We start from the raw sequence: 24,773 nt of genomic DNA, 5'->3' as shown, positions 1-24,773 counted from the left end.
GCTGTCACACTTCGGATCGATAACCGCAGAATTGCCGGGAGCCGAACGCTGCGGCGGATGGCACGGACTGATCCGGGATAGTGTGGCGGGATATCGAGAATGGCCAACGACCTGTCCGTTCGGTTCGTGGATTATCTTCGTCAGAACAACCACCTGGCGCTGATCGACGGAGCGTCTGAGCGGACCGGGCAGGGCGCCGACGTCAGGCAATTGAAGCTGTGGGAGGTCACCAGCCTCTCACCGACCGAATTCGCCGACGAGGCCGCGCGCTTCTTCGCGCTCGGCCGCCTGACGCTCCAGGATATGACCTCGGCCGAACCGCTGGTCGGGGCGTTCTCGCCGCGCTTCCTGCGCGAGACCATGGTCTATCCGTGCCGGGCGGCCGATGGGAGCACCGTTCTCGCGGTCGTCGACCCGACCGACCAGGCGACGCTGCGGGCGGCGCAGATCGTGCTTGGCGCCGGCATCAATGTGAAGGTGGCTTCGTCGGAAGACGTCGCCATCGCGCTGAACAACTCTTCCAGCGCCGAAGAGGCCGAGGCCACCGATACGGCGGCGGCGCTGCCCCGCGAAGATGACATCGAGAGCCTGCGCGATCTTGCCAGCGGCGCGCCGGTGGTGCGCGCGGTCAATGATCTGATCGAGAAGGCCGTCGAGCTGCGCGCCAGCGATATCCATATCGAGCCGTTTTCCGCCGGCCTGATGGTGCGCTTGCGGATCGATGGCCTGCTGCGGCCGGTCGCGGCGCTGTCGGGGGTGCTGCCACAGGCGGTGGTCTCCCGCATCAAGATCATCGCCAATCTCAACATCGCCGAGCGCCGTCTGCCGCAGGACGGCGCGGCGCGGCTGCGGGCCGGGCGCACCGACATCGATATCCGCGTCGCGATCATGCCGATGCAACACGGCGAATCCGCCGTCATCCGTATCCTGCCCAAGGATCGCGGCCTGCTGGTCGTCGAAAAGTTGGGATTCTCGGAGCCCGACGAAGCCAAGCTGCGGCGGTTGTTGAAGCTGCCGTACGGCATGGTCGTGATCACGGGACCGACCGGCAGCGGCAAGACCACGACGCTGGCGACGATCCTCTCGATCCTCAATGAGCCCAGCCGCAAGATCCTGACGATCGAGGACCCGGTCGAATACGAGATCCCCGGCATCAACCAGTCCCAGGTCAAGCCGGCGATCGGTCTGACCTTCGCCACCGCGCTGCGATCTTTCGTTCGCCAGGACCCTGATGTGATCATGGTCGGTGAAATCCGTGATTCCGAGACCGCGCATGTCGCGGTGCATGCGGCGCTGACCGGGCATCTCGTGCTGACGACGCTGCACACCGAGACGGCGGCTGCCGCGGTGCCGCGCCTGCTCGACCTCGAGGTCGAAGGCTATCTGCTGCGTTCGGTGTTGCGCGGCGTGATCGCGCAGCGGCTGGTCCGGCAATTGTGCGAGCGCTGCAAGACCGCACGGCCGCTGGCAACGGCCGATTTCACCGAGGATCCCCGGCTCGCCGCGCTCGGGTTCCGGGAAGGCGAGATCATTCACGAGCCATGCGGCTGCGAACGTTGCGGCGGGACGGGCTATCGCGGCCGGCTCGGCGTGTTCGAGCTGCTCGAACTATCCAATGAACTGCGCGAACTGATCGGAGAGCGAACCGACGGACTGAAGATCGATACGATGGCGATCAAGGCGGGCATGACCACGATGCTCGATGACGGGGTCGCCAAATGCCGCGCCGGATTGACCTCGCCCGCCGAGATCCTCCGCGTTGCGACGGTGCGGTGACGCTGTGCCCAATTATCGCTATCGCGCTTTGACCCAGGCCGGCGAGATCGTCAACGGCACGATCTCGGCTCCGACGGCGGCCGAGGTGGCGCGGCGGATCGAATATCTCAAGCTGCTGCCGATCGAAACCACCGAGGACAAGCGCGCATCCGGCGCCACCGGCGGCCACAGCCTGTTCGGCGGGCCGAGTGCCGCCGAGGTCACCACGTTCACACGCGATCTCGCGCTGCTGCTCAAGGCCGGCGCCCGGCTCGACGATGCCCTGGAGCTCTTGTCCGGCGATAACGATGTCGGCCGGATGCGTCCGGTGGTGGCAAAGATCCGCGCCGCCCTGCTGACCGGCGAGAGCTTTGCCGATGCGGTGGCGGATCATCCGACCCTGTTCCAGCCGATGTACATCGCCCTGGTCCGGGTTGGGGAAATCTCCGGCACGCTCGATTCGGTGCTGGAGATGCTGGGCACCGAGCGTGCGCGCTCCGAGCAGATGCGGCGCAAGCTGACCGACGCCATGCAGTATCCGGCCTTCGTGCTGGTTGCGGCATCCGGCGTGATGCTGTTCTTTCTGCTGTTCGTGCTGCCGCAATTCTCGACCGTGCTCGGTGATTTCGGCGGCAAGTCGGATACGGCGCTCGCCAGCTTCATCGCGGTGTCGGATTTCCTGCGCGCCAATGCCACGGCGGCAAGCCTGATCAGTGCGGCAACGATTGCGCTCGCATGGTGGCTGCTGCGGCAGGCGCGCGTGCGCGCCGCGCTGGTCAGCGGGATCTCGCGGGTGCCGGGCATCAGCAGCGCCTTCCAGTTCTATCGCGCCAGCCTGTTCTGCCGCAATCTCGGCGTCCTGCTCGGCAGCGGCGTCAACCTCACGGCTGCATTGCGCATCCTCGTCGACATCATGGCGGTGACCGGCAGCGGGGCGAACTGGACCGCCGCCGCCGACCGCGTCCGCCATGGCGGAAAATTGTCGGACGCGCTCGCCGTGGCGGACAGCCTGCCGCCGATGGCGGTCCGCATGCTGCGGCTCGGTGAAGAGACCGGGCAGCTGCCGGTGCTGGCCGGGCGGGTCGCGGAATTCTACGAAGCAAAATTGCAGCGCAGCCTGGACCGTGTCGTCGGCATCGTCGGTCCACTGGCGATCATCACGATCAGCACCGTCGTCGGCGGACTGATCGTATCGGTCATGACGGCGCTGCTCTCGGTCACGCAGCTAGTCGGTTAAAGCAGGGGTCATCGGTCATGATATCGCGCAACACGATCATCGAAACATTCTCCATGCGAGCGGGACGCGATCCGGCGCGCTCACAACCGCCACGGCGTTCGGGGCAGGAGGGCTTTACCCTCGTCGAGATGCTGGTGGTGATCGCGATCATCGGCCTTATCATGGGGCTGATCGGGCCGCGCGTGCTCAACTATCTCAGCGAATCCAAGGTCAAGACCGCGCGCATCCAGTTGCAGAGCTTCTCCAGCGCGCTCGACCTGTTTTACCTCGACGCCGGGCGCTTCCCGTCCACGGCGGAGGGGCTTGCCGCGTTGGTCCGGCGCACGCCGGGCGGCGCCGCCTGGAATGGCCCCTATTTGAAGGGCGGCAACGTTCCGAACGATCCCTGGAACCATCCCTATCTCTATCGCTCGCCCGGCGAACACGGGCCTTACGACATCGTCTCCTATGGCTCCGACGGTCAGGAGGGCGGCAGCGGCACCTCGGCCGACATCTCGCTTGAAAAGGCGACAGCCGCCAACAACGACCAACAATAAGGATGCATGGCGAGCATGAATGAGGCGTCGCAGCGCGGTTTTACCCTGCTCGAGATGGTGTGCGTGCTTGCCATCATCGCGCTGCTGGCGGCCGTGCTGCTCCCGTTCATTCCGCATCAGACCTCGCGGTCGCGCTTGCAGGCCTATGCGTTGCAGACCGCAACATTGCTGAAGGCCGATCGAAATGCCGCCATCGAGCGCAGCACCAGCGTTGCGACGTTGGTCGATGCGGCGAGCCGGGTGATCCACTCCGGCGCGTCGCGCATGACGGTGCGAATCCCCGATGATGTGCGGTTCGATGCGGTGCTGCCGCAGAGCTGTCAGCGCCGCGCCGCCCTATCGACCATCCGCTTCTTCGCCAATGGCGGTTCCTGCGGCGGCTCCATCGCGCTGACGCGGCTCGATGCGGGATATGAGGTCCGCGTCAACTGGCTCACCGGAAGGGTTGAAATCGTTGCGCGTGACGTCGCCGCCAACTAACCGCCCTGATGCAGGGTTCACCATCATCGAGGTGCTGGTGGCGCTGGCGCTGGTGGCTGTCTCGATCGTTGCGATCGGAGCCGTCATGGGCGTCAAGACGCGCGGCGTCCGGGCGATGGAGCAGCACGTTGCGCTGATGCAGGCGGTGCGCACATTGATGACGGTCGGCATTCCGCCGCGTGCCGAATTGCAGTCGGGCACGTCGACGGGGCAGGCGGAGGGCTACCGCTTGACCATCGAGGTCAGTCCGCTCGGCGGCGACTGGACGGTGCCCGAGGGCAACGTGCCCTGGGCGCCGGAACTGGTGCGAATTCGCGTCAAGTCCCCGGGCGGTGCGTTGTCCGACATTCGCACCGTGCGCCTGATGCCGAGGTCATCGGAATGACCGCGGCTGGCACAGCACAGCGAACGCATGAGCGCGGCTTCACGCTGATCGAGACCATCGTCGCGCTGGCGCTGATGGGGCTGTTGCTATCGGCGCTCGCCAGCATCACGGCGCAATGGCTGCCGAGCTGGAACCGGGGGCTCGACCGCATCCAGCGCAGCGAATTGATCGGGATCGCGCTGGAGCGGATCGGCGCCGATCTCGCCGCGGCGGAGTTCGTTGCCGCCAACCGCGATACCCACAAGCCGCTGTTCGACGGATCGGAATTGTCGGTCACGTTCGTGCGCACCTCGGTGGGGCCGAATGCGGGGCCGGGGCTCGACGTGGTGCACCTTGGTGAAACCCGGGATCGCGGCGAGTTCGTCACGGTTCGTTCGCAGGCGCGCTTCACGCCGCTGGCCGACGGGGTGTCGTTGTCGGAACAGGTGCATCTCGGCAGCCCCGTCGTGCTGCTGCGCGCACCCTATCGCCTGTCGTTCGCCTACGCGGGTCCCGATCGGGCCTGGAAGAGCGTGTGGAAGGATGCCAACAAGCTGCCGGCGATGATCCGGTTGACCGTACGTGACGCGGCGAGCCAGCGCGTCCTGTCGGTGTCGACCATTGCACCGGTCCATGTCCAGATTCCGGGCGACTGCACCAAGCCGGACGGCAATTGCGGCGACAAGCAGAGCTCCGACGGCGCGACGACAGATCAGGGGAAGACGTGATGAGCGCCTCCGGCAATATCGGCCGATCGCCGCCCAACCGCGGCTTCGTCATCGTTGCGGTGCTCTGGATCCTGCTTGCGCTGTCGTCGCTGGCGATCATCTTCTCGGCCTATCTCGCCGCGTCGGCTCGCGCCTTGGCGGCCAGCGACCTGTCGTTGCAGACCGAGGCGCTAGTGTCGGCCGGGCTCGAGCTCACCGCCTATCAGCTGACGCTGACGGATGAGAAGACGAGGCCGCAGCACGGGGCGTTTCATTTCGGGCTGGATGACGCCAGCGTCGGTGTCACCTTCGTGTCGGAGGCCGGCCGCGTAGACCTGAACTACGCGTCGAAGGAAATGCTGATCGGCCTCTTCGTCGTGCTCGGCGCGCGAAAGGACGCGGCCAGCGAATACGCCGACCGGATCGTCGGCTGGCGAACCCGGCCCGTACCGGGCAGCGAGAATGTGGAGGCGGCGCGCTACAACGCGCTCGGCTATTCGCCGCGGCAGGGGCTGTTCACCCATGTCAACGAGCTGGCGCTGGTCGCCGGCATCCCTGAAGCCTTCGTCGATCGAGTGTTGCCGTTCGTGACGGTGTTCAACGGCAGTCCGGATGTCGATCCGGCGATCGCTGCGCCGGAAGTCGCTCTTGCCGTGGACAAGGCATCGGGGAAGCAGCAGGATAGCTTCGGTTCGCCAGCTCCCTTGCCGAACGGCGCCCCTGCCGCCGGATCGCAGGCGCCGAGCCCGCAAACTGCGGCATCGACCGCGCAGAGCCCCTGCTACCGGATCGCAATCTCGATCCGGTTCCGCAACGGTCACCGCACCACGTCTGAAGCCGTGATTGCGCTCGGCGACAAGGTCGAGCCCTATCGTGTGTTGTCCTGGCAGAACGATGTCGAGCCGCGCAGTATGGTTCTGCCGCAGAGGAGAGGTTGATGACAATACTTTCCGAAGCACGGCAATGGTTCGAGCAATGGATCGGCGCAGTCGCGACGGCCGTCGACGGCGTCGCGGGCAGGTTCATGCGCCGGCGCAGCATCGAGTTCGACGAAAATGCCGACGGCACGTTCACAGCCCGCGCCACCGTGGCGAGGGATGGCTCGCCGTCGGCTCCGGTTTCGTTCCGGCTCTATCACGACGCGCCGCAGCCTCCGCTGTCGGCAGAGTGGAAGACGGCATTCGACGGCAGCCGCATCGAGGTGCAATTGCGCTCTGATCAAATCGTCAGCCGCGTGCTCGATTTCCCGAGCCAGGCGGGCGACTTCCTCGATGGCATGATCCGCGCGCAGGTCGACCGGCTGACGCCGTGGACCGCAGCCGATGCGGTCTTTGGCTGGGGGGCGCCGCAGCCGATCGCCAACGACCGTATCGAAGTCGCGTTCAGTGCGACCGCGGCGACCAAGGTCGATCCGCTGGTCCGGATGGCCAGGATGCTCGGCGCCGCCTCCGTTTCTGTCTCGGCGCCGGCGGTTGGCAGCGATGGCGCCCCGCAGCAGGTGACGCTGCTCGATAGATCGTTGCGCGGTCTTGCCGGACCTGCGGTTCCGCGCCTGTTGCGCATCGGCCTGGTCTCGACGGCGGCCGCCGCCGCAGTTTCCCTGCTGCTCAGCGTCTATCTCGGCGGATGGCTGCAATCCGAGCAGGAAGACCTGCAACACCGGATCTCGCAGCGCCGCGCCGCGTTGCGTCTCGATGCCAATGGCGACTCGTCCGGCATCGGCCTGCTCGCCAAGCGCAAGCAGACGACGCCGTCGAGCGTCATGGTTCTGGAAGCGATCTCGCGTGTCCTGCCCGACACCACCTATGTGACGGAGCTTCGCATCGAGGGCAACAAGGTGCAGGTGGTAGGACTGACCCAGGATGCGCCATCCCTGATCCGCCTGCTGGAGCAGTCGCCGCAGTTCACCAGGGCGACGTTCTTCGCGCCGACGACCCGCGCCGCGAATGAATCGGCGGAGCGGTTCCACGTCGAGGCCAACATATCAGCCTATTTTGGGTCCGGCTCATGAGCGCAGCATCCCGATCGCTGACGGCCGTCAGCACTTCGCCACTGGTCGCGACCGCGAGCTATCTCGGCCTGTTCGTGCTGCTGCTGTTCGTCGTCGTCTCGTCGCTCTCGGATATCATCGGCCTGCGCAGCGATGTCGCGGCGTCGGCCGGAATGCTGGAGCAACTCGAGGGACGGTCCAAGGCGAATACCGCGCCCGGCCAGCCTGCGATGCCGACCGGTTCCGCCTATCTTGAGGGGGCGACCGTCACGGTTGCCGGCGCCACGCTGCTGCAACGCGTATCGGGCGCGGTGATCAAGGCCGGCGGCAATGTGCTGTCGACGCAGCTCGACGTTCCCAACGCGCCGGCCAAGGCCGGCTTCATCAGTATGGTCGCAAGCAGCGAGATCGAGCAGGCGCAATTGCAGCAGGTGCTCTACGATCTCGAAGCCGGCATGCCGTTCCTGTTCATCGACCAACTGGTGGTGCAGCCCGTCGCCGACGAAGCGGCGAAGGGCGCCGATCCCGGCAAGCTGCGCGTGCTGCTCGGCGTATCCGGACAATGGCGAGGAGCCAAATGATGCGACGCTTCGCTGCGACCATCGTGCTGTTGGCGGTGTCGGCCTATTCGGCGTCGGCTGCGGTGCCTGACCCATCCGGCGATGCACTGGACGCCGGGATGCTCGATGATACCCGACTGAGCGGACCGGTGCTGAGTTCATCGCCGCCGTCCGAGCCGGTGACGTCGGTCCGGGTGACGCCTTCGCCGGCGCCGACGCCCCGGCCGCTTAGCGCAAATCCGCTATGGGGCATTCCGCTCAAGACGCTATCCAACACCCGCGACCGCCCGGTGTTCTCGCCGTCGCGGCGGCCGCCGCCTGCCGTCGTTGCGGAGCCGGAGGTCAGCAAGCCGTTGCCGCCGCCGCCGCGCAAGATCGCGCTCGAACCGCCGCCGCTGTCGCTCGTCGGCACGATCGCGGGAGATGATGAAAGCTTCGGGATCTTTCTCGATCAATCGAACAAGACCGCATTGCGGTTGAAGCTCGGCGACGATTTCCAGGGATGGAAGCTGCGAACCATCAGCGGACGCGAAGTCACGATGCAGAAAGACGAGCACGATGCCGTGCTCACATTGCCCCAGCCGGGCGCTGAGGAGAGCGGCGACGTCCACCTCGTTCCCGTCAGTGCCGACAGGAGGCCGCTGGCTGCGCGGATCCAGAGGTGACGGCGCTTTCGCTCCCGCGTTAGTTCAATCCCAGCCAGCCCTGCAGGGCGGGCGTCAGGAGAAGTCCGAGCGCAAGAAAGGGGCCGAACGGGATCGACGTCTGGCGCTTCATCTCGTGTCCTGCGAGTTGTAGGCTCCCGGCGACAGCAAGTGCTGCGAGCGCCGCGATCAGCAGCAAAGTTGGAATCCCAAAAGCTCCGACCCAGATCGTCGCGGCGGCCAGAAACTTGACGTCGCCAAGTCCTAGCCCGTCCACATGCCGCAAGGCGAAGTAAAGGCGCTGCAACAGAAAGAACAGGGCGCCGACGAGAGCGGCGATCGCCATCGCACTGAACGCGGCTGTCATACTTTCAGTGATGACGACATGTGCAAGCCCGAGTGCCGCGATCGCAACATTCAGCCAATCGGGAATGATGCCGTGGCGAAGATCGATCAGCGCGACGGTGCAGCACAGCACGCAAAGCACGCCGTAGGATGCAATGAAATAAAGAGCTTCGCGATCGATTGGCATGGTGGCGGGACAAGTGTGACGCGTGAACACACTGTGTTGCAACAACTCGCGCGCGTTGAACAGTGCAATTTCAATCGAGCAATGCGTTTGCGGGATTGTGATCGTCAACGACGATCGCGAAACAGAAAAGATGCGACAAAAAGTCTGCGCTGTCACAAATCCGCATAGGATACCGACAATAGTTCGCCCGATTACGTGCCGCGAGCCCTTCGCGGCAGACGAGTGGGTTGGCTATGCACAAGATGCGAGTGGCGGCGTGCCTGGCTTTGCTGGCAGCGTCGGCAGGCGTGCGTGCCGCGAATGCGGGCGCGCTCGAGGACGGCGCCGAGCGCTATCGGCCGTATTTGATCGAGGGCGTTGCCAGCGCGCTGGCGGGCGCGCGTGCATTGCGCGAGCGCGCCGCTGCGGCGGATCTGCCCGGTGCCAAGAAGGCCTGGCTGTCGGCGCGCGCCGGCTGGGAGCGCTCGGAGGTGTTTACCGCAGGCTTCGTGCCCGAGCTCGATGCGCAGATCGATGCCTGGCCGAACGCGGATAGCGGGTTTCACGCCATCGAGGCCAAGCTGTTCGGAGCTGGCAATACCGAAATTGCCACCGATGCGACGGGTCTGGTCGAGCACCTGAACGATCTTCACGGCAAGCTCAAGGATATCAAGCTGACGCCGCAGAGCCTCCTGGATGGCACGGTGCGGCTCGCCTACGAAGTCGGCGAAAGCAAAGCCGATGGCGGCGAGTCGCGCATCAGCGGCACCTCGCTGGACGATATGCGCAACAATATCGCCGGCATCGACTTCGCCTATCACACGATTTTCTCTGCCGCGCTTAATACGGTCGACGGCAAGCTCGACGAGATGGTGACGAACCGGATCGAGCAGCTCGAGGCGATCGTCGCGACGCCTGACCTGCCGCATGTGAATATCGCCGATCTGCGCCAGACCAGCGAGGAGCTGGTCGTCGCGCTGCAGAGCGCCTCGGCAAAGCTCGGGCTGCAGCGCCCGACGCTGGAGGCGCAGGCGCGATGAGATCGCTTCACCTGCGTCCGGCTGCGCTGCTCTCCGCGGTCATCGCCCTTGCACTGCTCGGGCACGCGGCGGCGTTTCCGGTCGACGGCGACAAGACCGTGCTGCCGGTTGCGACCGAGCTGAACGAGGATGCGCTCGACAAGCCGCGCGAGGTGTTCCAGTCCGAGCGGACCGGAGCCAAGTCGTATCTGGTGAATCTCGGCGATCTCGCGTTCAATTCGCCGGGGCTGCTCGGCGAGGTGGCGCGGCAGGCCGGCGTGAGCTGCGGCACCTGCCACGTCAATGGCGCCAACAACGCCAAGTTCTTCATGCCGAAGATGTCGAGCCGGCCCGGCACGTTCGACACCACGGGCCCGCTGTTCAATCCGAAAGCCAACAATTTGGCGTTCGATCCGGTGCGGATTCCGAGCCTGCGCGGCGCCCGCTATCTGGCGCCCTATGGCGCCGATGGCCGGTTCGCCTCGCTGCGCGACTTCGTCCACAACGTCATCACCAGCGAGTTCGCAGGTCCCGAGCCGTCGCCGGCCACGCTCGATGCGATCGTGGCTTATCTCCACGACATCGATTTCCTTCCAAACCCGAGCCTTGGTCCCGCCGGGCGGCTGGCCGGCAAGATCACCGACGCGGAGCGCCGCGGCGAAGCGCTGTTCGCGAAGCCGTTCCCGCACGATCCGGCGCTCAGCTGCGCGGGGTGCCACGTGCCATCGTCCGGCTTTGTCGATCACCAGCAGCATGACGTCGGCTCGGGCGGTCTATTCAAGACGCCGACCCTGCGCAACGCCGACTTCAACGCGCCGTATTTCCACGATGGCCGCTTCGACAGTTTCAACCAGGTTGTCGATTATTTCGACCGGACCTTTCAGCTCGACCTCTCGGTGCAGGACAAGCGTGACCTCGTTGCCTATCTCACCGCCGTCGGCGACGGCGTGCAGCCTTATGAACGCGACGGTGCCGGAGCAACGCTGAAGGAGATCAACGATTTCTCGACAGTGCTTGCGACCGCGATTCCTGCCGGCGACAAGGACACCGTCGCGCTTGCAGTCGATACGATCGGCCGCGAACTGCGCGAGTTGACCGAGCAATATCCCGATCGCAAGAACACCAGCGTGTCGGGCGGCGAGCAGCAGCGCGTGCTTGCGCGCAGTGGGCTGAAGGAGCTCGTGCTCACGCTGCGGCGGATCGAGATGGCCGTCGCTGCGGGCCGCGCCGCCGATGCTGCAGCCGAGTTCAGGAATTATCGCAATCTGATGGCTGCCGCGGTGCCGGCGTTACTGGCGAGCGCCGAGCCGTGGTCGCTGTTCAATCAAGGCGTGCATGATCAGCATTACGCTGCGCTGCGCGAGGTGATGCGCTCCCGGCACATCTCGCATTGATTGAGCTGAATTGTAGGGCATTTGCGATCCACGTCGCTGCGAGGAGCGCTTCATCTACTTTCGATCTTCAGTTGAAGAGTCGAATCGTGGAGATTCAGCGTGAAGCAGCAGATGTCTCCAAAGAAAATATTTGAACGTTTCGAAATTTCTCGCGCGCTTTCACGTAAGCGAAAATCATGCGTCATGTTGTCGCACTAAGCAGTGTGTGTTGCTAACCGCAAACACCCTGAGGTCGACAATGAGTTTGAACTACAAAAAGCACTGGCGAACCAGCACTGCGCTCTGCATCGCGTCAACGGTGCTCGTCGCAACAGCCGCATATGCCGCTCACTATCCGGGCGGACACAGTGATTGGGACAAGCGCCCGCATCACAATCACCAGGCGCATCAGGAAGCTGATCGCGTCAAGAATGACCACGATCATGACGACAAGGATCACGGCGGCAAGGGCAAGACCGCTTCGCCGATCAAGCACGTCATCATCCTGATCGGTGAGAACCGCGGCCTCGACCACACCTTCGGTATCTACAAGCCGAAGGGCAAGGGGCAGACCATCTCCAACCTGTTGTCGAAGGGCATCGTCAACGAGGATGGAACGCCAGGACCGAACTTTGCGCAAGCGCAGCAGTACTCGGTTGCGGGCCAGCCGTCCTTCTACATCGGCGCGCCGGCGATCGGGAAGTCGCCCTACAACGCGACCAATTTGATGCCGCAGCCGAACACCAACGGTACGCCGACCGCGCAGAGCGACACCGGCGCCCCGTTCAAGACGATCGCCGAAGCCCGCGTCGAGAAGGACATGGACCCGGCCGATCTCGACATCCTGACCACCGGCTTCAGCGGCCTGCCGACCGGTGTGCTCGATACCCGCATTCCCGGCGCCGGCGGTCTGAGCGGACCGTTCCAGCTGCAGGGCGAGCAGATCAGCGACGACGACTACACCGGCGACTCGACCCATCGCTTCTATCAGGATTGGCAGCAGGAAGATTGCAGCGCCGCCAACGCCACCAAGAAGAACAATTCGGGCTGTCAGAACGACCTGTTCCCGTTCGTGATGGCGACCTATTCGGCGTCCAACAAGAGCATGGCCAACTCGATGGGCTTCTACAATGCCCAGCAGGGTCAGGCTCCGATCCTGAAGATGCTCGCCGACCGCTTCACGCTGAGCGACAACTTCCACCAGTCGTTCCACGGCGGCACGGGTGCGAACCACTTCATGCTCGGCACCGGCGATGCGGCCTTCTGGAGCGACGGCAAGGGCAACCCGGTGACGCCGCCGGCGAACCTGATCGCCAACCCGAATCCGGTCGCGGGCTCGGTCAACCGCTATAGCGTCGACGGCAACTGGAGCAACTGCTCCGACGTGTTCCAGCCCGGCGTGAAGCCCATCGTCTCCTACCTCAACAATCTGCCGTACGCGGCGGAGCCGAACTGCAAGCCCAACCACTACTACATGCTCAACAACGTCAATCCGGGCTATCTGCCGAACGGTGCGCTGTCGGGCGGCAACAACGTCCCACCGTCGTCGGTTCGCACGATCGGTGACGCTCTGATTGAGAAGAACATCACCTGGGCGTTCTATGGTGGTGCGTTCAACGACGCCGTGGCGCTTTCCAATGCCGCGGTTGCCGCCAATCCGTCGAACCCCAACCTCAGCGCCGCTGCGGTCGCCGATCCGGCGCACGCGCTCGGTGTTGCCTACTGCCAGATCTGCAATCCGTTCCAGTATGCGACCTCGATCATGGCCAATCCGACCGTGCGTCAGGCTCACATGAAGGACACGGCGGATCTGATCACGGCGATCCAGCACAACACGCTGCCTGCGGTGTCGTTCGGCAAGCCGGACGGTCTGCTCGACGGTCATCCGCAGAGCTCGAAGGTTGATCTGTTCGAGGCCTATGTCCTGAACGTGCTCAATGCGCTGGACAACAATCCGGAGCTGAAGGCCGACACCGCGGTCTTCATCACTTGGGACGAAGCCGGCGGCTATTGGGACTCCGGTTACACGCAGTCGATCGACTTCTTCGGCGACGGACCGCGTATTCCGACCCTGATCCTCTCGCCCTATTCGACAGGCGGCAAGGTCAACCACAACTACGCCGACCACGTTTCGCTGCTGAAGTTCATTGAGCGCAACTGGGCTCTCGAGCCGCTCACGAACCGCAGCCGCGACAACCTGCCGAACCCGACCTACTCGAAGAACAACGAGTACGTCCCGACCAACAGCCCGGCGCTGTCTGACCTGTTCGACGCGTTCGACTTCAGCAAGCCGGTCAATTTGTCCTACACCGAGTGATCGAGCTCTCGTCCAGGACGAGGTCTTGAGCCCATCCAAGGCCAGCGCCGATCGAACCATTGGTTCGGTCGGCGCTGTCATGTTCTGCCTGCCCGCCAGCCGATCGATCGGGGATCTGCGATGAAGCGCGACGAGACGACGTGCAAGAAGATGTGCAAGAAGATGTGGAAGGGCAGCAGGAGTGCCATGGCCTGCCTGTTCGCAATGGCGTTGCTGGCCAACGCGCCGATGCCGGCCGCGGCGCAGCAGTTTTCCGCCGACCTCCTCGCGCGCAAGGACGATACGGCAACCGCCATGGGAACGCTGCGGGTCTCGGGCGGAAAAGCGCGAATCGATTCGACCGCGCTGCCGGACGGCTTCTTTCTGCTCGATACCGCCAAGCCCGCCGCCTATTTCGTCCGCCCGGCAGCGCATGTCTATATGAGGGCCATGCAATCGAGCGCGCTCACCCAGCTGTTCGTTCCGGTCGATCCGGACGATCCCTGCCGGCAATGGCTGGCGATGGCGCAACTGTCCGCGCCGGTCGATCTCGCGACATGGCGCTGCGAGCGCGACGGAGAGGAAGCGATCGCGGGGCGCAACACCGACGTCTATCGTGTAGCGGCGCCGTCCGGTTTGAGCTTTACCGGCTGGGTCGAGCGCGCGCGCGGGTTTCCGGTGCAGATCAAGACCGCGGATGGGACGGTGATCGTCGCCGATCACATCCGCGACGAGCCGCAGCCGGCGCAGACCTTCGAAATTCCCGCAGGTCTGCGCAAGTTCGACCCGCAAGCGCTGATCCGCCGGATCCAGCAGAGCGATGTATGGGTCGCGCCGCCGGCCTCGCAGTAGGCGCGTGCGTTACTGCGGCTGCCGGCTTGTCACCGGCAGCATCCGGCCGAGCGCCGTGTAGTGCGACTGATGCACGTTGCTGTTGAAGAGGGACCAGGGCTCGGCCTTCTTCAGGGCGACCGGAACGTCGAAATTCACCAGCTGGGCAAATTTGCGGTATTCCGCCATCGCTTCGTCGATCCGGCCGGCCCCGACCTCGAGGTCGATACGCCGCAAGGTCAGGACGAGATCCTTCAGGATCGCGCGCGCGGCGAGCCGCTCGTCCTTGCCGCCGATCGAGGTGTTCCTGATGTCGGGGATGTGCTCGGTCAATTCGCGCAGTTCGGCGCCGACCCCGGTCACGGCCAGCGACACCACCGCGGTGTCGGCGGCGGGGATCGCGACCTCGAGCGCGCTCGAGAGCTCCAGCACTTCCTTCATCCGGAGCACGACGCCGTCCTTGTCGAAGGCACGTTCGCCGTCGCCGACCGCATTGAGATAGGCCACGAGGTCCTGCGTGTCCTGGGTCGACAATTCGAGGTCGAACATGCGATCGAAATGGCCGACCACCTCTTCATACGTGTCGTACCGCCCGTCGTGAAAATACGGCGCATTGAAATTGGCGTTGAGCAGGGTAGGGGTCTTGACCAGTCCGCCCGATCCGACGTCGTGACGCAGCTGGTCGTTGAAGGTTCCGGCCGGAATATGACATCCGGCGCAGCTCAGCTCGGTCTGCTTCGGGAACGGTTTGAAGAACAGCGCCTCACCACGACGCTCAGTGAGGCTTGCCTGCGGGGCAAGCCTGCCGCCGGGCGCAATCTTCGGGTTGGGGAGGAAATCGATATCGTTGATATAGGCGACGAGGCCGTCGAGAACCTCGTCCTGCGGCCGCGGCCCGGAAAACTCATTGACGATGACATTATATACGAAGTCGCGCAGCGAGGTCATGCGCCCGTCATGTCCGTAAGGCGCGAGGAAGCGAGCGCCCCGCAAGCTCGGAATCCGAACCGGATCGAGGATGCTGTTGAACGTCTTCGCGTTGAAGACAAGGCTGGTCGTGTCGAAGGTGCCGGGGCGGGAGGAGAGGCCCGGAACGAACAATTTCGGGTTCGATGCGCCGTTGACGTGACAGGTGCCGCAGCTCATCTCGGCCTGACGCGCCTTGCCGCCGAGGATGGAAGGCGAATTGAACGCGAGATCGCCGAGATTGACCAGATAGGACTTGCGCCCGCCCATCGCTTCGGAATGAAAGATCTCGCGCGGCCGCGCCAGCGCTTCCTCGGAAAATTCAGTGCCGGCCGGCAGCACGGTCTGGTCGCCGCCGAGCGGGAATGCCATCGCCCGCAACGGGAGGAGCGTAACGACGAGCGCCAGCAACGCGGCCCGTGCCGTTCTGACGCCACGATCGGCCGATGCAGCACGACATTTTCCGGAGCCGGACGCCAGAATTTCCCAAACCATTGCGAGAAAACGCCCCTGTCACAATGCATTTGCGCCGCCGTACGGTCGGAAGGTGTCACGGAGGTGACAGTTTCCTGTCGGCAGGATCAATGACCATCTGTTTGGATAGACGATCGTTGATTGCGGTTTGATGACGATTGATCAACGAGACGCAGCCGATCTGAATGTGACAGAACGAATATTTATCGGCGCGTGCGCATCTTTCACGCGTTTGTGCGCGCGTCGAAAAACGGTCATCCCAGCGAAATGTGTTTTGCATAGCGTGTAACTCCATTTCTATTTCTTTCTAAAATCAGGAGAGCACTATGCGGCTTTGGGGAGCCATTCCGGCGCTCGCAGTTGTTGCTGGCGCCGTTGCCATCTCACCGGTGGCAAACGCCGAAAATTTGGTCGAAAAGATCGTTGATGAATTCAAGCACGAGGTCAGGGACGAGCTGCGGGATCGCGGCCACGAAGGTGTGCATCAGTACAAGCACATCGTCGTCATCTACCAGGAGAACCACAGCTTCGATAACCTCTACGGGCACTGGGGCGATGTCGGCCGCGACCGGATCAACGGCACCTCCGATGCCGATCAGGCGCATACGCTGCAGGTCCGGCAGGACAACCAGACCGTCTATGCTTGCCTGCTGCAGAACGACGTCAACCTGACCTCTCCGTCGCCGCAGCCCACGACCTGCACCGACAATACGGGCTCGGTCGCGATCCTCAGCGCCTTCAAGAACAAGCCGTTCGAGATCAACGACTTCATCCCGACCTCGGCGGCCACCTGTCCGAAGCCGCTCGGCGCTTTCGCGGCGCACGGCTTCCTCAACGGTACCGGCTCGCCCGGCGGCTGCACCGAGGACATCGTGCATCGCTTCTACAGCGAGCAGTACCAGCTCAACGGCGGCCGGCAGAACCGCTACATGACCGGCAGCGACGCTGCAGGTCTTGTCATGGGCTATTACGACACCAAGAAGCTGCCCATCTACACCTATCTCCACGGCCACGGTGCGCCGAACTACGTGATCGCCGACAGCTTCTTCCAGGGCGCCTTCGGCGGTTCGTTCCTCAACCACCAGTTCCTGGTCGCGGCCGCGGCGCCGCAGTTCGTCGGTGCCTTGAACGACGGCAGCGCCAATGACTTCCACGCGATCGTTGATGCGAACGGCATGCCGACCAGCACGCCGCTCTATACGCCGCTGTCGACCGTGAAGGACGCGCAGCTGACGGCGAAATGCAACCAGCCCGGCCTGCCGGCCGGCCTCGCCTGCGGCGACTACGCGGTCAACACCACGCAGCCGACCTATCAGCCGTATTCCCCGGGCACCCCCGACATCAAGCGCCTGCCGCCGCTGCACACGCCGAATATCGGCGATCGGCTGTCGGCCAAGCATGTCGACTGGGCCTGGTATTCGGGCGGCTGGTCGAACGCCAATGGCGATGTCGGCGCGTCCGGCTGGACCAACGGCAACGGCACGACCTGCACCGATCCGAACCATGTCTCGACGGCGGTGTTCCCGAACTGCCCCGACGTGGACTTCCAGTACCACCATCAGGCGCTCAACTACTTCGCCAATTTCGCGCCCGGAACGCAGGCCCGCAGGGATCACCTGAAGGACGAGGCGGAGTTCATCCAGGCGGCCAAGAACGGCCGGCTGAAGCAGGTCAGCTTCATCAAGCCGATCGGTGAGGAGAACGAGCATCCAGGCTACACCAGCGAATCCGAAGGCAGCCAGCATCTCGTCGATCTCGTCAAGGCGATCGTCGAAGGGCCGGATGGCAAGGACACGCTGATCGTCATCACCTATGACGAGTTCGGTGGACAGTGGGACCACGTTCCGCCCCCGCCGTTCAACCGTCATGGGGCTGAAGCCAAGGCTGCGGACCAGTGGGGCCCCGGCACCCGCATTCCGGCGCTGCTGATCGCCAAGCGCTTCAACAAGTCGGGCGTCGCCCATGAGGACTTCGACACCACGTCGATCCTCCGGATGCTTGAAAAGCGCTTCGATCTTGATCCGCTGGTGACGCGCCCGGTGCGCAGCCTCTCGGCGGCGCTGAAGGCCGGCGAAGGCTGGCACTGACATGAGAAACAGTCCCGGTCCGCGTCGATGTCTGACGCGGGCCGGGACCTTCACCAGGGCTCAGGGCCGCTACAAGATCAGATCGTGTTGTACGTGTGTAACCTGGTCTGACAGAATGCTGCCGGCCATCGCAACGCTTGCCGGGCTGGCCGCGAATGTGGGGGCAGACGTCCAGGTCTCGAGGCCGTGAATATCGACCGGAAGGATGGCCGTGGCTGCATCGCCGTCCTTATCGATGGCGGACACATCGAACAGCAGATCGGTGCTCGGGAAGGTCGCCTTCTCGGTATAAGCGATGTTGTTGACCGTGAAGGTAGCGTCGCCGCGTGCCGCGTGATCGTAGTCGACCTGGACCTGATTGAACTCCTTTCCGACGTAGAGCGTGTAGGTCAACGTCGTATTGTCAAAGGCGTAGGTATTGATCAGCGAGGCATTCGAGGTTTCCTTCACCACGATTCCGGTGCAACCATCGGGTGGCTTCGGAACGCAGATGCTGAAATCGTGAACGTCGGCGCTGCCATCAAGGACCTTGAAGGTCACGCTCGCAGTGCCGCAACCCTGCCATTGAGCGAGGGTGAAACCGACTTGCGACTGCTTCCCGGAGAACGCGAGGTTCAACTGCTCGCCGGGGTCCATCTGCAGCCCGCAATCGCCGACCGCAATACCGTTGTTCGACGCCTTGACGTCGAGGGGCTGACCGCAGCTATCAGAACCGGTAATAACGAGTTGTCCGTCCGCAGCAGTCAGTGACGGCTTCGCGTCGCCCGGGGCGCCGAAATCCGAGCCGGTAGCGGTGACGTCCTTCAGCAGATCGACGCTCTCGAGATTGAAGCAAAAGGTTCCGTGCGGATCGATCAGGAGCTTGAAATACGGATCGGTCAGGGTGCCGCCGCAATCCGCATGATAGGCGTCCAGTTCGACGCCGCCGCCCACCTCGTGGGTTGAATAGTAGAAGGTGAAGTTGTCGCAATTTCCGGTGACGTGCACCGCGGTATTGCCGTCGCTCAGTTGCGACGCGGCCAGATCGTATCCTGTATTGCCAACTGCACCATTATGGATGGCAACGAGCATTGCGGCGTCACCGTCAGCGCCGAAATTGACATCGTAAGTACCGGTCGCGAACTGATTGTCCTGGTCGGCGACGCAAATCTTTGAAAAGTTGCAAATCGTCGGACTGTCGTCCGTGATCGTCAGTTGCTTGCCGAGATCGATGGACGCGCTCTGGAAGTCGCCGTCCTTGTCGGTGATGGTGGCAACCAGGCCTACAACGCCGGTACTCAACGATACGCTGTCACCGCCATCAGAGCTGGCGTCGAACGGATGCATCACTGCCCGATACTCGGTGAAGCTCACGCCCCCCGTGGCCGGATCGAGCGAGATGGTGAACGCCAGCGTGCCGTTCGTTGTGCCGACATGGCCTTCGATGGTGTTGCCGTTCAGAACCAGCACGTCGGCGCAGCCCGTGTGCGAATCGATCAGGCCGGATGCGGTGCCGTTGCCGCCGGCGATCGTCAGTGCGTAGCGGATGGTCGCGCCATCCGCGCCTTGTACCGACGTGAACGCGGTCGAGAAGTCGGCGGATGTCGTGGTCAGGGCCGCATCCGGCGCCGTGCCTGCGATATGGTCGTCGAGCACTGTTGCGGTCAGATGCGCTTCGCCCAGTGTCAGAGACGGAGTTGCGCCGCTCGCCTTGATGCTCGGGCCGTCGTCCGTGATCGTGAGCTGCTTGCCAAGATCAATGCTCGCGCTCCGGAAATCTGCGTCCTTGTCCGTGATCGTCGCCACCAGGCCTATAAGGCCGGCGTTCAACGCCACACCTTCCCCGCTGTCCGGACTGGTGCCGAGCGGCTGCTTCACCGCGCGGTACTCGGTGAAGGTCACTCGTCCGGTGACCGGATCGAGCGCGATGGTGAACGCCAGTGTGCCGGTGGTCGTGCCGACATGGCCTTCGATGCTATTACCATTCAGAACCAATACGTCGGCGAGGCCGGTGTGGGAGTCGATCAGGCCCGACGCGGTACCGCTGCCGCCCGCGATCGTCAGCGCGTAGCTGATCGTCGCCCCGTCTGCGCCCTGGACCGAGTTGAATGCCGTCGAGAAGTCGGCGGAGGTCGTCGTCAGCGCTGCATCGGGTGCAGAGCCGGCGATGTTGTCGTCCAGCGGCGTTGCCGTCAGATGCATCTCACTCAGCGTCAGCGAGGGAGCTGTTCCGCTTGTGCTGATGCTCGGGTCATCTTCAATGAAGGTCAACTTGCTGCCGAGATCGAGAGTCACATCCTGGGAGATGCCGTCCTTTATCACGGTCGCAATCAGGGATATGATCCCGGTTGCCAGTGACACGGCTTCGTTGTCGTCGGTGTTGGTGCCAAGCGGCGCCATCGCCGACCGATACTCGGTGAAGGTCACGTACCCCGTGGCTGGATCGAGCGTGATCGTGAATGCCAGCGTCCCGTCAGCCGCGCCGACGTGGCCTTCAACGGTGTTGCTGTTCAGAACCAGCACGTCGGCAAGGCCGGTGTGCGAGTCGATCACCCCCGACGCCATGCCGTTGCCGCCGGTGATCGTCAGTGCGTAGCTGACTGCCGCGCCCGCCGCGTCCTGAGCGCTCGCGAACTTCACCGAGAAGTCCCCTGATGTCGTCGTGAGCGCCCCGTTCGGTGAGGAGCCGGCGATGTTGTCGTCCAGCGCCGTCGCCGTCAGGTGCGTCGCGCTCAACGTCAGCGACGGCGCCGCTCCGAAGGTCAGCTTGAGCGGCGTCGGTGGCGTCGGTGGCGGGTTGAAGACATCAATGAAAGTGGGTTTGATCACCGGCACGGGCGCGAGCGGATCGGGCGTCAGCGACGGCGAGTCAGGTTGGAAATTGATGGGCTGCAACAGCGGCGACCCTTCGAGAGCAGGCATTCCGGACCCTCTTGATCCCGTTCCCCTCTCGAGATTGGCAAGCGTCTCCTGCTGGGCGTCGCGCAATTCCTCCATGTGGGCTGGGCTATTCGTGACCTGGTTCACCGCGACCGACGATCCTTTGGCGCTCAAGATGATCGTCACTCCGGGATCGTCGACGACGATGTGTCTGGGGATCGCCTCCTTGGTCACCAGCTCGAACACACCGTGGTGGAGGTCCTTGTAGTTGATCTTGTCGTCGTCCAGGAATGTGACGTTCGGCTCTGCAGCCCGCACGTCCTCCAGGAGCGAGAGGGTCAGCGCCGCGAACGACAGCATGCCAAGGCCGCTGGCCCGAATGGTGCCGACAGGCGTGTCCGCGGCCAGGACGCTTGACCCTGCCAGCCGGCTGCCAATGATGCGGAAGAAGCTTCTGGTTTTCGCGAACAGGCCCGGCCGCAAGCCGTTGCCGGAGTTCTCGGTCAAGTCGCCCAGCTCCAGGCGTGCGCTAGCCGGCAAATCGAGCACCGTGCCGTCGATCAAGCGGATCTCGGTCCGCCCGCCGGCCGCAACTTCGATGACGTCGCCCTGGTGAATGGGATCGCCGGCCATCATCAGGCTGGCAACCCCGCGCGCACGCGTGACGGTGCTGCGGCCGATCGCCGTCTGAACAATGCCAACCACTCGGGGCAGGCGGCCTAAAACGGCCGTGCACGCGTCCCCGAACGTGACGCCGGACGCAACTGACATTGGCTTTTCGCCTGCTGAACAGCTCGGGCGGAAGGTGGTGCCGCAGTTTTTTTGGTTTGGCTTACTGGCGCCGCGAGGTAAAAATCCCCGCACCAGTAGCCATAGGCTTGTCCGCCGAAACGTCCTGATTGAAACTAAATTCGGAAGTGCAAATCGAATTCCAGTAATGTACTGCACGGAACGACTGAGAAAACGACAGAATTGCTGTCCTTTATCGCAGGGTGCAGCCCCACTGAAATGATAGTATAAGTACCGAGTAAATTGTCCACATATTAATTCTTATTCGAGCTACGTCAGGCTTTTAGGCCTGTTTGCAGCATCTCGTTTGGCACGAAAGGTCCTGTGGTTCCGGCCCGGCGGTCCAGATCGCCGTCACGCCGCGACACGACAAGATCTTCTCGAAAGGGAGGGGATCGTGCGTACTCATTTGGTTATTCAATCGCTCGCAAGCTTCGTCCTCGCGCTCGCCATTTTCGTGCCGAGCCAGATCTAGGCGCAAACTGAGCCGGCCCAGCCCGCTGTTCAGGATTCCTCAGCGAAGTTCATCGGGAAGGTCGTGACGGCCACCGGTTCGGTCACGATCGAACATCCGAGTGCAGTCGTCGTTCAGGCTGCGCTCTCGAATCAATTGCCCCAGGCGAAGGTCGGCGACCTCGTCTATATGGGGGACATCGTGCAGACCGGAGTCGATGGACGCGTCGGAATCAACTTCACCGATGGCACCTCGTTCAATCTGTCGAGCAACGCCAAGATGACCCTGACCGAGTTTGTATACGACCCGAACGGCAAGTCGAATTCGACCTTGTTCAAATTGGCCAATGGAACGTTCACCTTCGTTGCCGGCAACGTCGCGAAGACCGGTGACATGAAGATCGACACGCCCGCCGCGACGATGGGAATTCGAGGCACCACGCCACGCATCGAAATATCCGACGATGGAACGGTCAGGTTCGCGACGCTCGTGGAAGAGGGCAAGAGCAAGCTTCTCAGGAAGCCCGCGACGCGCGCGGCGCCGCAGCCCGAGCAGAACACCTACCACAGGTTCAATCCGAATATTTGCCGAGGGTGCTAGGCGAGCAGGGGCGTCGGCCTTGAGCGGTCACTCATGGAAACCAACGACGCTGCGTCGTCAAAACCGGAGCCTGACATGAAGCCTCGTGCAGGTTCCGGAGAAAGCGGCGGCCTTGCGGCGCTGTTTATCCTGCTGTTGCTTGCATCGCCGGCGGGCGCGCAGAACCCGAAGCAAAAGAGCAACTATCTGCGGAACATCGAGCTGTGCAGCGGCCTCGATCACGCGCTGGCCGACGCGCGCATCGGTGCCTGCACGTCGCTGATCGATGCGGGGCAGGACATGACGCCGGCCGGCCTTGCGATCGCCTACAACAACCGCGGCAACGCCTACGCCTCCAAAGGAGACTACGACCGCGCCATCGGGGATTTTGATCGCTCCATCGAGCTCAATCCAACCTACACCAAGCCGTTCAACAACCGCGGCGTGGCCTACTTCAGGAAGCGCGAATACGATCGTGCGACTGACGCGTTCGATCAGGCGATCCGGCTCAACCCGAATTACGGCGAAGCCTTTGCCAATCGCGCCGGTGCCTACCTGAAGAAAAATGATTATGCCCGCGCCGTGCAGGATTACGATCAGGCCATCCGCCTCGAGCCGAATCTGGACGGCGTGTGGAACGGACGCTGCTGGAGCCGGGCTATCCTCGGCGCGTTGCAGGAGGCGCTGCAAGACTGCAACAAGGCGCTGCAATCGGGGTCGGCCAATGCCGCGACCTACGACTCGCGGGGCCTGATCTATCTGAAGACCGGCGAGCTTGGCGCAGCCATCGACGACTATAGCTCCGCGCTACGCATCGATCCGAAGCTCGCAAGCGCACTCTATGGACGTGGGCTCGCGAAGCTGAAGCAGGGCGACAAGGCCGGCGGCAATGCCGACATCTCGGCGGCCAAGGCGATCCAGGGCAGCATCGGCGACGACTTCACGCGCTATGGCGTGCAATAGCGAGTGCGGCCGGCGCAGGCAGCGGCTGGGTCGGCTTGATGCCGCTGTCAGCGCGTCCGGTCCGGCCGGCTAGAGCGTTTTCGAGCGAAGCGGACACCGGTTCGCGTGAAGAACGTGAAGAAAACGCGTCAAAACAAGAGTCTAGAGCTTCGGTTCTGATTCAATCAGAACCGAAATTGCTCTAGTCCATGATCTCGACCGTGGCCGAACGGCCGGCGACCAGTGCGATGCGATCCGGCAGGTGATCGAGCGCGATGCGCACCGGGACGCGTTGTGCGAGCCGGACCCAGCTGAATGTCGGATTGACGTTTGCGAGCAGGTTCGCGCCGTCCGTGCGGTCGCGGTCCGCGATGCCGGCCGCAATGCTCTCGACATGTCCGGTGAGCCGGACCGGCTCGCCCATCAGCCGGACCTGCGCCTTGTCGCCGACGCGAATGCGCGCGAGCTTGGTCTCCTCGAAATAGCCCTCGACATGCAGGGTATCGGTGTCGACCAACGCCATCACGCCCTTGCCGGCAGTGACGTAGGCGCCGGGCCGCAGGTCCATGTTGGTGATGGTGCCGTTGACAGATGCGTGCACCTCGCTGCGATCGAGGTTGAGCTGCGCCACCGCGCGATCGGCGACCGACTGGTCATAGGCGGCCTTGGCCTGAAGCTGCGTGGCCAGAACCTGCTCCTGCTTCTGCTGTGACACCGCGTCGGTGGTCAGCGCGCTGTAGCGTTTGAGATCGGCGTCGGCCTGATCCAGCGTCGCGCGATGGCCGGCGACCGCAGCGTCGGCCTGCTGCAATGCCAGGGCAAAGCGTGCGCGATCGATCCGGAACAGGATATCGCCGCGATGCACTTGCTGATTGTCCTTGACCAGCACGTCGGTGACGAAGCCGGAGACGTCGGGAGCAACCTGAACCACGTCGGCGCGGACCCTGCCGTCGCGAGTCCACGGCGACTCCATGTAGTAGACCCAGAGCGCGCGGCCGACGGCGAGCGCGGCAAAGAGCGCGATCGCGGTCAGCGCAACCCGGCCGAGCCAGGCGAAATTCCCTTTCATGGCAGAAACTCCGAAAGATAGACGACGACCCCCAGCAGGCATACGTACAGGGCGAAATTGAACAGCGCGCGATGCCAGACCAGCCGGTAGAGTCCGAAGCGCTGCATGATCCGGCTCGCCACCGCGCTCAGCGCATAGGCAACGATCAGCCACAGCAGCAGCGCCGGGACCAGGACACCGTAGATGTCGAGCTCATATCTCATGCAGCAAAACTCTCCTCGGGCTGCGATCGATACGCGGGTGCATCCGGA

At 63.6% G+C, this 24,773-nt stretch carries 22 protein-coding genes; 17 read left to right on the top strand and 5 right to left on the bottom strand.

Features of this window, described 5'->3' with window-relative positions; all coding sequences use genetic code 11:
- Nucleotides 1–99: 99 nt before the first annotated feature.
- Genes Q0030_RS38610 through Q0030_RS38565 form a run of 10 tightly spaced genes read left to right on the top strand, consistent with a single transcriptional unit; the run spans nucleotide 100 to nucleotide 8,294 of the window.
- Nucleotides 100–1,776 (top strand): GspE/PulE family protein, encoded by a 1,677-nt coding sequence (locus Q0030_RS38610; RefSeq protein WP_298379787.1) that lies wholly within the window; start codon nucleotides 100–102, stop codon nucleotides 1,774–1,776.
- A 4-nt stretch (nucleotides 1,777–1,780) separates the two neighbouring features.
- Nucleotides 1,781–2,992 (top strand): type II secretion system F family protein, encoded by a 1,212-nt coding sequence (locus Q0030_RS38605; RefSeq protein WP_298379783.1) that lies wholly within the window; start codon nucleotides 1,781–1,783, stop codon nucleotides 2,990–2,992.
- Nucleotides 2,993–3,045: 53 nt separating this feature from the next.
- Complete coding sequence (gspG, locus tag Q0030_RS38600; RefSeq protein ID WP_298379780.1) at nucleotides 3,046–3,528, top strand: type II secretion system major pseudopilin GspG; 483 nt, start codon at nucleotides 3,046–3,048, stop codon at nucleotides 3,526–3,528.
- A gap of 15 nt (nucleotides 3,529–3,543) precedes the next feature.
- On the top strand, nucleotides 3,544–4,008 hold the full coding sequence (locus tag Q0030_RS38595; RefSeq protein ID WP_092126604.1) for a type II secretion system protein: 465 nt from the start codon (nucleotides 3,544–3,546) through the stop codon (nucleotides 4,006–4,008).
- The gene (locus Q0030_RS38590) at nucleotides 3,989–4,393 is read left to right on the top strand and encodes a prepilin-type N-terminal cleavage/methylation domain-containing protein (protein WP_298379773.1); all 405 of its coding nucleotides are present in this window, start codon (nucleotides 3,989–3,991) and stop codon (nucleotides 4,391–4,393) included. Before Q0030_RS38595 ends, Q0030_RS38590 begins: the two co-directional genes overlap by 20 nt.
- Nucleotides 4,390–5,100, top strand: a complete 711-nt coding sequence (locus Q0030_RS38585) for a type II secretion system protein (RefSeq protein WP_298379771.1) — start codon at nucleotides 4,390–4,392, stop codon at nucleotides 5,098–5,100. The genes Q0030_RS38590 and Q0030_RS38585 overlap by 4 nt, the downstream gene beginning before the upstream one ends.
- Nucleotides 5,100–6,017, top strand: a complete 918-nt coding sequence (locus Q0030_RS38580; RefSeq protein ID WP_298379768.1) for a type II secretion system protein GspK — start codon at nucleotides 5,100–5,102, stop codon at nucleotides 6,015–6,017. The genes Q0030_RS38585 and Q0030_RS38580 overlap by 1 nt, the downstream gene beginning before the upstream one ends.
- Nucleotides 6,017–7,090: a PilN domain-containing protein gene (locus tag Q0030_RS38575; protein ID WP_298379766.1), complete on the top strand. Its 1,074-nt coding sequence runs from the start codon at nucleotides 6,017–6,019 to the stop codon at nucleotides 7,088–7,090. The genes Q0030_RS38580 and Q0030_RS38575 overlap by 1 nt, the downstream gene beginning before the upstream one ends.
- A complete protein-coding gene (gspM, locus tag Q0030_RS38570) occupies nucleotides 7,087–7,650 on the top strand; it encodes a type II secretion system protein GspM (RefSeq protein ID WP_298379761.1) in 564 nt (187 codons plus the stop codon). The genes Q0030_RS38575 and gspM overlap by 4 nt, the downstream gene beginning before the upstream one ends.
- Nucleotides 7,650–8,294 carry a hypothetical protein gene (locus Q0030_RS38565; RefSeq protein ID WP_298379758.1) on the top strand — a complete coding sequence of 215 codons (645 nt, stop codon included), beginning with the start codon at nucleotides 7,650–7,652 and terminating at the stop codon, nucleotides 8,292–8,294. The genes gspM and Q0030_RS38565 overlap by 1 nt, the downstream gene beginning before the upstream one ends.
- A 19-nt stretch (nucleotides 8,295–8,313) precedes the next feature.
- Here Q0030_RS38565 and Q0030_RS38560 read toward each other — a convergent pair whose 3' ends face one another.
- On the bottom strand, nucleotides 8,314–8,913 hold the full coding sequence (locus Q0030_RS38560; protein WP_298379755.1) for an A24 family peptidase: 600 nt from the start codon (nucleotides 8,911–8,913) through the stop codon (nucleotides 8,314–8,316).
- A gap of 125 nt (nucleotides 8,914–9,038) precedes the next feature.
- Between Q0030_RS38560 and Q0030_RS38555 the strand changes: the two genes are divergently transcribed.
- The 4 genes from Q0030_RS38555 (at nucleotide 9,039) to Q0030_RS38540 (ending at nucleotide 14,324) form a co-directional block, all read left to right on the top strand.
- A complete protein-coding gene (locus tag Q0030_RS38555) occupies nucleotides 9,039–9,824 on the top strand; it encodes an EfeM/EfeO family lipoprotein (RefSeq protein ID WP_298379752.1) in 786 nt (261 codons plus the stop codon).
- Nucleotides 9,821–11,197, top strand: a complete 1,377-nt coding sequence (locus Q0030_RS38550) for a cytochrome c peroxidase (protein WP_298379749.1) — start codon at nucleotides 9,821–9,823, stop codon at nucleotides 11,195–11,197. Before Q0030_RS38555 ends, Q0030_RS38550 begins: the two co-directional genes overlap by 4 nt.
- A gap of 238 nt (nucleotides 11,198–11,435) precedes the next feature.
- The gene (locus Q0030_RS38545; RefSeq protein WP_298379747.1) at nucleotides 11,436–13,493 is read left to right on the top strand and encodes an alkaline phosphatase family protein; all 2,058 of its coding nucleotides are present in this window, start codon (nucleotides 11,436–11,438) and stop codon (nucleotides 13,491–13,493) included.
- Nucleotides 13,494–13,613: 120 nt separating this feature from the next.
- A complete protein-coding gene (locus Q0030_RS38540; RefSeq protein WP_298379744.1) occupies nucleotides 13,614–14,324 on the top strand; it encodes a hypothetical protein in 711 nt (236 codons plus the stop codon).
- A 9-nt stretch (nucleotides 14,325–14,333) separates the two neighbouring features.
- Here the strand turns inward: Q0030_RS38540 and Q0030_RS38535 are convergent, their stop codons facing one another.
- The gene (locus Q0030_RS38535; RefSeq protein WP_298379741.1) at nucleotides 14,334–15,641 is read right to left on the bottom strand and encodes a cytochrome c peroxidase; all 1,308 of its coding nucleotides are present in this window, start codon (nucleotides 15,639–15,641) and stop codon (nucleotides 14,334–14,336) included.
- A 428-nt stretch (nucleotides 15,642–16,069) separates the two neighbouring features.
- Here Q0030_RS38535 and Q0030_RS38530 point away from each other — a divergent pair, with 428 nt between their 5' ends.
- A complete protein-coding gene (locus Q0030_RS38530; protein WP_298379738.1) occupies nucleotides 16,070–17,830 on the top strand; it encodes an alkaline phosphatase family protein in 1,761 nt (586 codons plus the stop codon).
- 69 nt (nucleotides 17,831–17,899) lie between these two features.
- On the opposite strand, the gene Q0030_RS38525 is transcribed toward Q0030_RS38530, so the two are convergent.
- Nucleotides 17,900–21,460, bottom strand: coding sequence for a DUF5801 repeats-in-toxin domain-containing protein (locus Q0030_RS38525; RefSeq protein WP_298379735.1), 3,561 nt, complete (start codon nucleotides 21,458–21,460; stop codon nucleotides 17,900–17,902).
- A gap of 556 nt (nucleotides 21,461–22,016) precedes the next feature.
- Between Q0030_RS38525 and Q0030_RS38520 the strand changes: the two genes are divergently transcribed.
- Nucleotides 22,017–22,532: a FecR family protein gene (locus Q0030_RS38520; protein WP_298379733.1), complete on the top strand. Its 516-nt coding sequence runs from the start codon at nucleotides 22,017–22,019 to the stop codon at nucleotides 22,530–22,532.
- A gap of 75 nt (nucleotides 22,533–22,607) precedes the next feature.
- Nucleotides 22,608–23,474 (top strand): tetratricopeptide repeat protein, encoded by an 867-nt coding sequence (locus tag Q0030_RS38515; RefSeq protein ID WP_298379731.1) that lies wholly within the window; start codon nucleotides 22,608–22,610, stop codon nucleotides 23,472–23,474.
- A 181-nt stretch (nucleotides 23,475–23,655) separates the two neighbouring features.
- On the opposite strand, the gene Q0030_RS38510 is transcribed toward Q0030_RS38515, so the two are convergent.
- On the bottom strand, nucleotides 23,656–24,522 hold the full coding sequence (locus Q0030_RS38510) for an HlyD family secretion protein (protein ID WP_298379728.1): 867 nt from the start codon (nucleotides 24,520–24,522) through the stop codon (nucleotides 23,656–23,658).
- Nucleotides 24,519–24,725, bottom strand: a complete 207-nt coding sequence (locus Q0030_RS38505) for a DUF1656 domain-containing protein (protein WP_097673999.1) — start codon at nucleotides 24,723–24,725, stop codon at nucleotides 24,519–24,521. Before Q0030_RS38505 ends, Q0030_RS38510 begins: the two co-directional genes overlap by 4 nt.
- Between the last annotated feature and the right edge of the window lie 48 nt (nucleotides 24,726–24,773).

Origin of the sequence: uncultured Bradyrhizobium sp., assembly GCF_947648125.1 — a bacterium.
Taxonomy (GTDB): domain Bacteria; phylum Pseudomonadota; class Alphaproteobacteria; order Rhizobiales; family Xanthobacteraceae; genus Bradyrhizobium.
This window is presented reverse-complemented; position numbering and strand designations above follow the sequence as displayed.

What these genes read in the sequence shown, in the direction of transcription:
- Q0030_RS38545 (WP_298379747.1), top strand. Translation starts at nt 11,436, where the DNA reads ATGAGTTTGAACTACAAAAAGCACTGGCGAACCAGCACTGCGCTCTGC.
- Q0030_RS38580 (WP_298379768.1), top strand. Translation starts at nt 5,100, where the DNA reads ATGAGCGCCTCCGGCAATATCGGCCGATCGCCGCCCAACCGCGGCTTC.
- Q0030_RS38515 (WP_298379731.1), top strand. Translation starts at nt 22,608, where the DNA reads ATGAAGCCTCGTGCAGGTTCCGGAGAAAGCGGCGGCCTTGCGGCGCTG.
- Q0030_RS38510 (WP_298379728.1), bottom strand. Translation starts at nt 24,522, where the DNA reads ATGAAAGGGAATTTCGCCTGGCTCGGCCGGGTTGCGCTGACCGCGATC.
- Q0030_RS38565 (WP_298379758.1), top strand. Translation starts at nt 7,650, where the DNA reads ATGCGACGCTTCGCTGCGACCATCGTGCTGTTGGCGGTGTCGGCCTAT.
- Q0030_RS38595 (WP_092126604.1), top strand. Translation starts at nt 3,544, where the DNA reads ATGAATGAGGCGTCGCAGCGCGGTTTTACCCTGCTCGAGATGGTGTGC.
- Q0030_RS38505 (WP_097673999.1), bottom strand. Translation starts at nt 24,725, where the DNA reads ATGAGATATGAGCTCGACATCTACGGTGTCCTGGTCCCGGCGCTGCTG.
- Q0030_RS38540 (WP_298379744.1), top strand. Translation starts at nt 13,614, where the DNA reads ATGAAGCGCGACGAGACGACGTGCAAGAAGATGTGCAAGAAGATGTGG.
- Q0030_RS38530 (WP_298379738.1), top strand. Translation starts at nt 16,070, where the DNA reads ATGCGGCTTTGGGGAGCCATTCCGGCGCTCGCAGTTGTTGCTGGCGCC.
- gspM (WP_298379761.1), top strand. Translation starts at nt 7,087, where the DNA reads ATGAGCGCAGCATCCCGATCGCTGACGGCCGTCAGCACTTCGCCACTG.
- Q0030_RS38535 (WP_298379741.1), bottom strand. Translation starts at nt 15,641, where the DNA reads ATGGCATTCCCGCTCGGCGGCGACCAGACCGTGCTGCCGGCCGGCACT.
- Q0030_RS38555 (WP_298379752.1), top strand. Translation starts at nt 9,039, where the DNA reads ATGCACAAGATGCGAGTGGCGGCGTGCCTGGCTTTGCTGGCAGCGTCG.
- Q0030_RS38575 (WP_298379766.1), top strand. Translation starts at nt 6,017, where the DNA reads ATGACAATACTTTCCGAAGCACGGCAATGGTTCGAGCAATGGATCGGC.
- Q0030_RS38550 (WP_298379749.1), top strand. Translation starts at nt 9,821, where the DNA reads ATGAGATCGCTTCACCTGCGTCCGGCTGCGCTGCTCTCCGCGGTCATC.
- gspG (WP_298379780.1), top strand. Translation starts at nt 3,046, where the DNA reads ATGCGAGCGGGACGCGATCCGGCGCGCTCACAACCGCCACGGCGTTCG.
- Q0030_RS38585 (WP_298379771.1), top strand. Translation starts at nt 4,390, where the DNA reads ATGACCGCGGCTGGCACAGCACAGCGAACGCATGAGCGCGGCTTCACG.
- Q0030_RS38610 (WP_298379787.1), top strand. Translation starts at nt 100, where the DNA reads ATGGCCAACGACCTGTCCGTTCGGTTCGTGGATTATCTTCGTCAGAAC.
- Q0030_RS38525 (WP_298379735.1), bottom strand. Translation starts at nt 21,460, where the DNA reads ATGTCAGTTGCGTCCGGCGTCACGTTCGGGGACGCGTGCACGGCCGTT.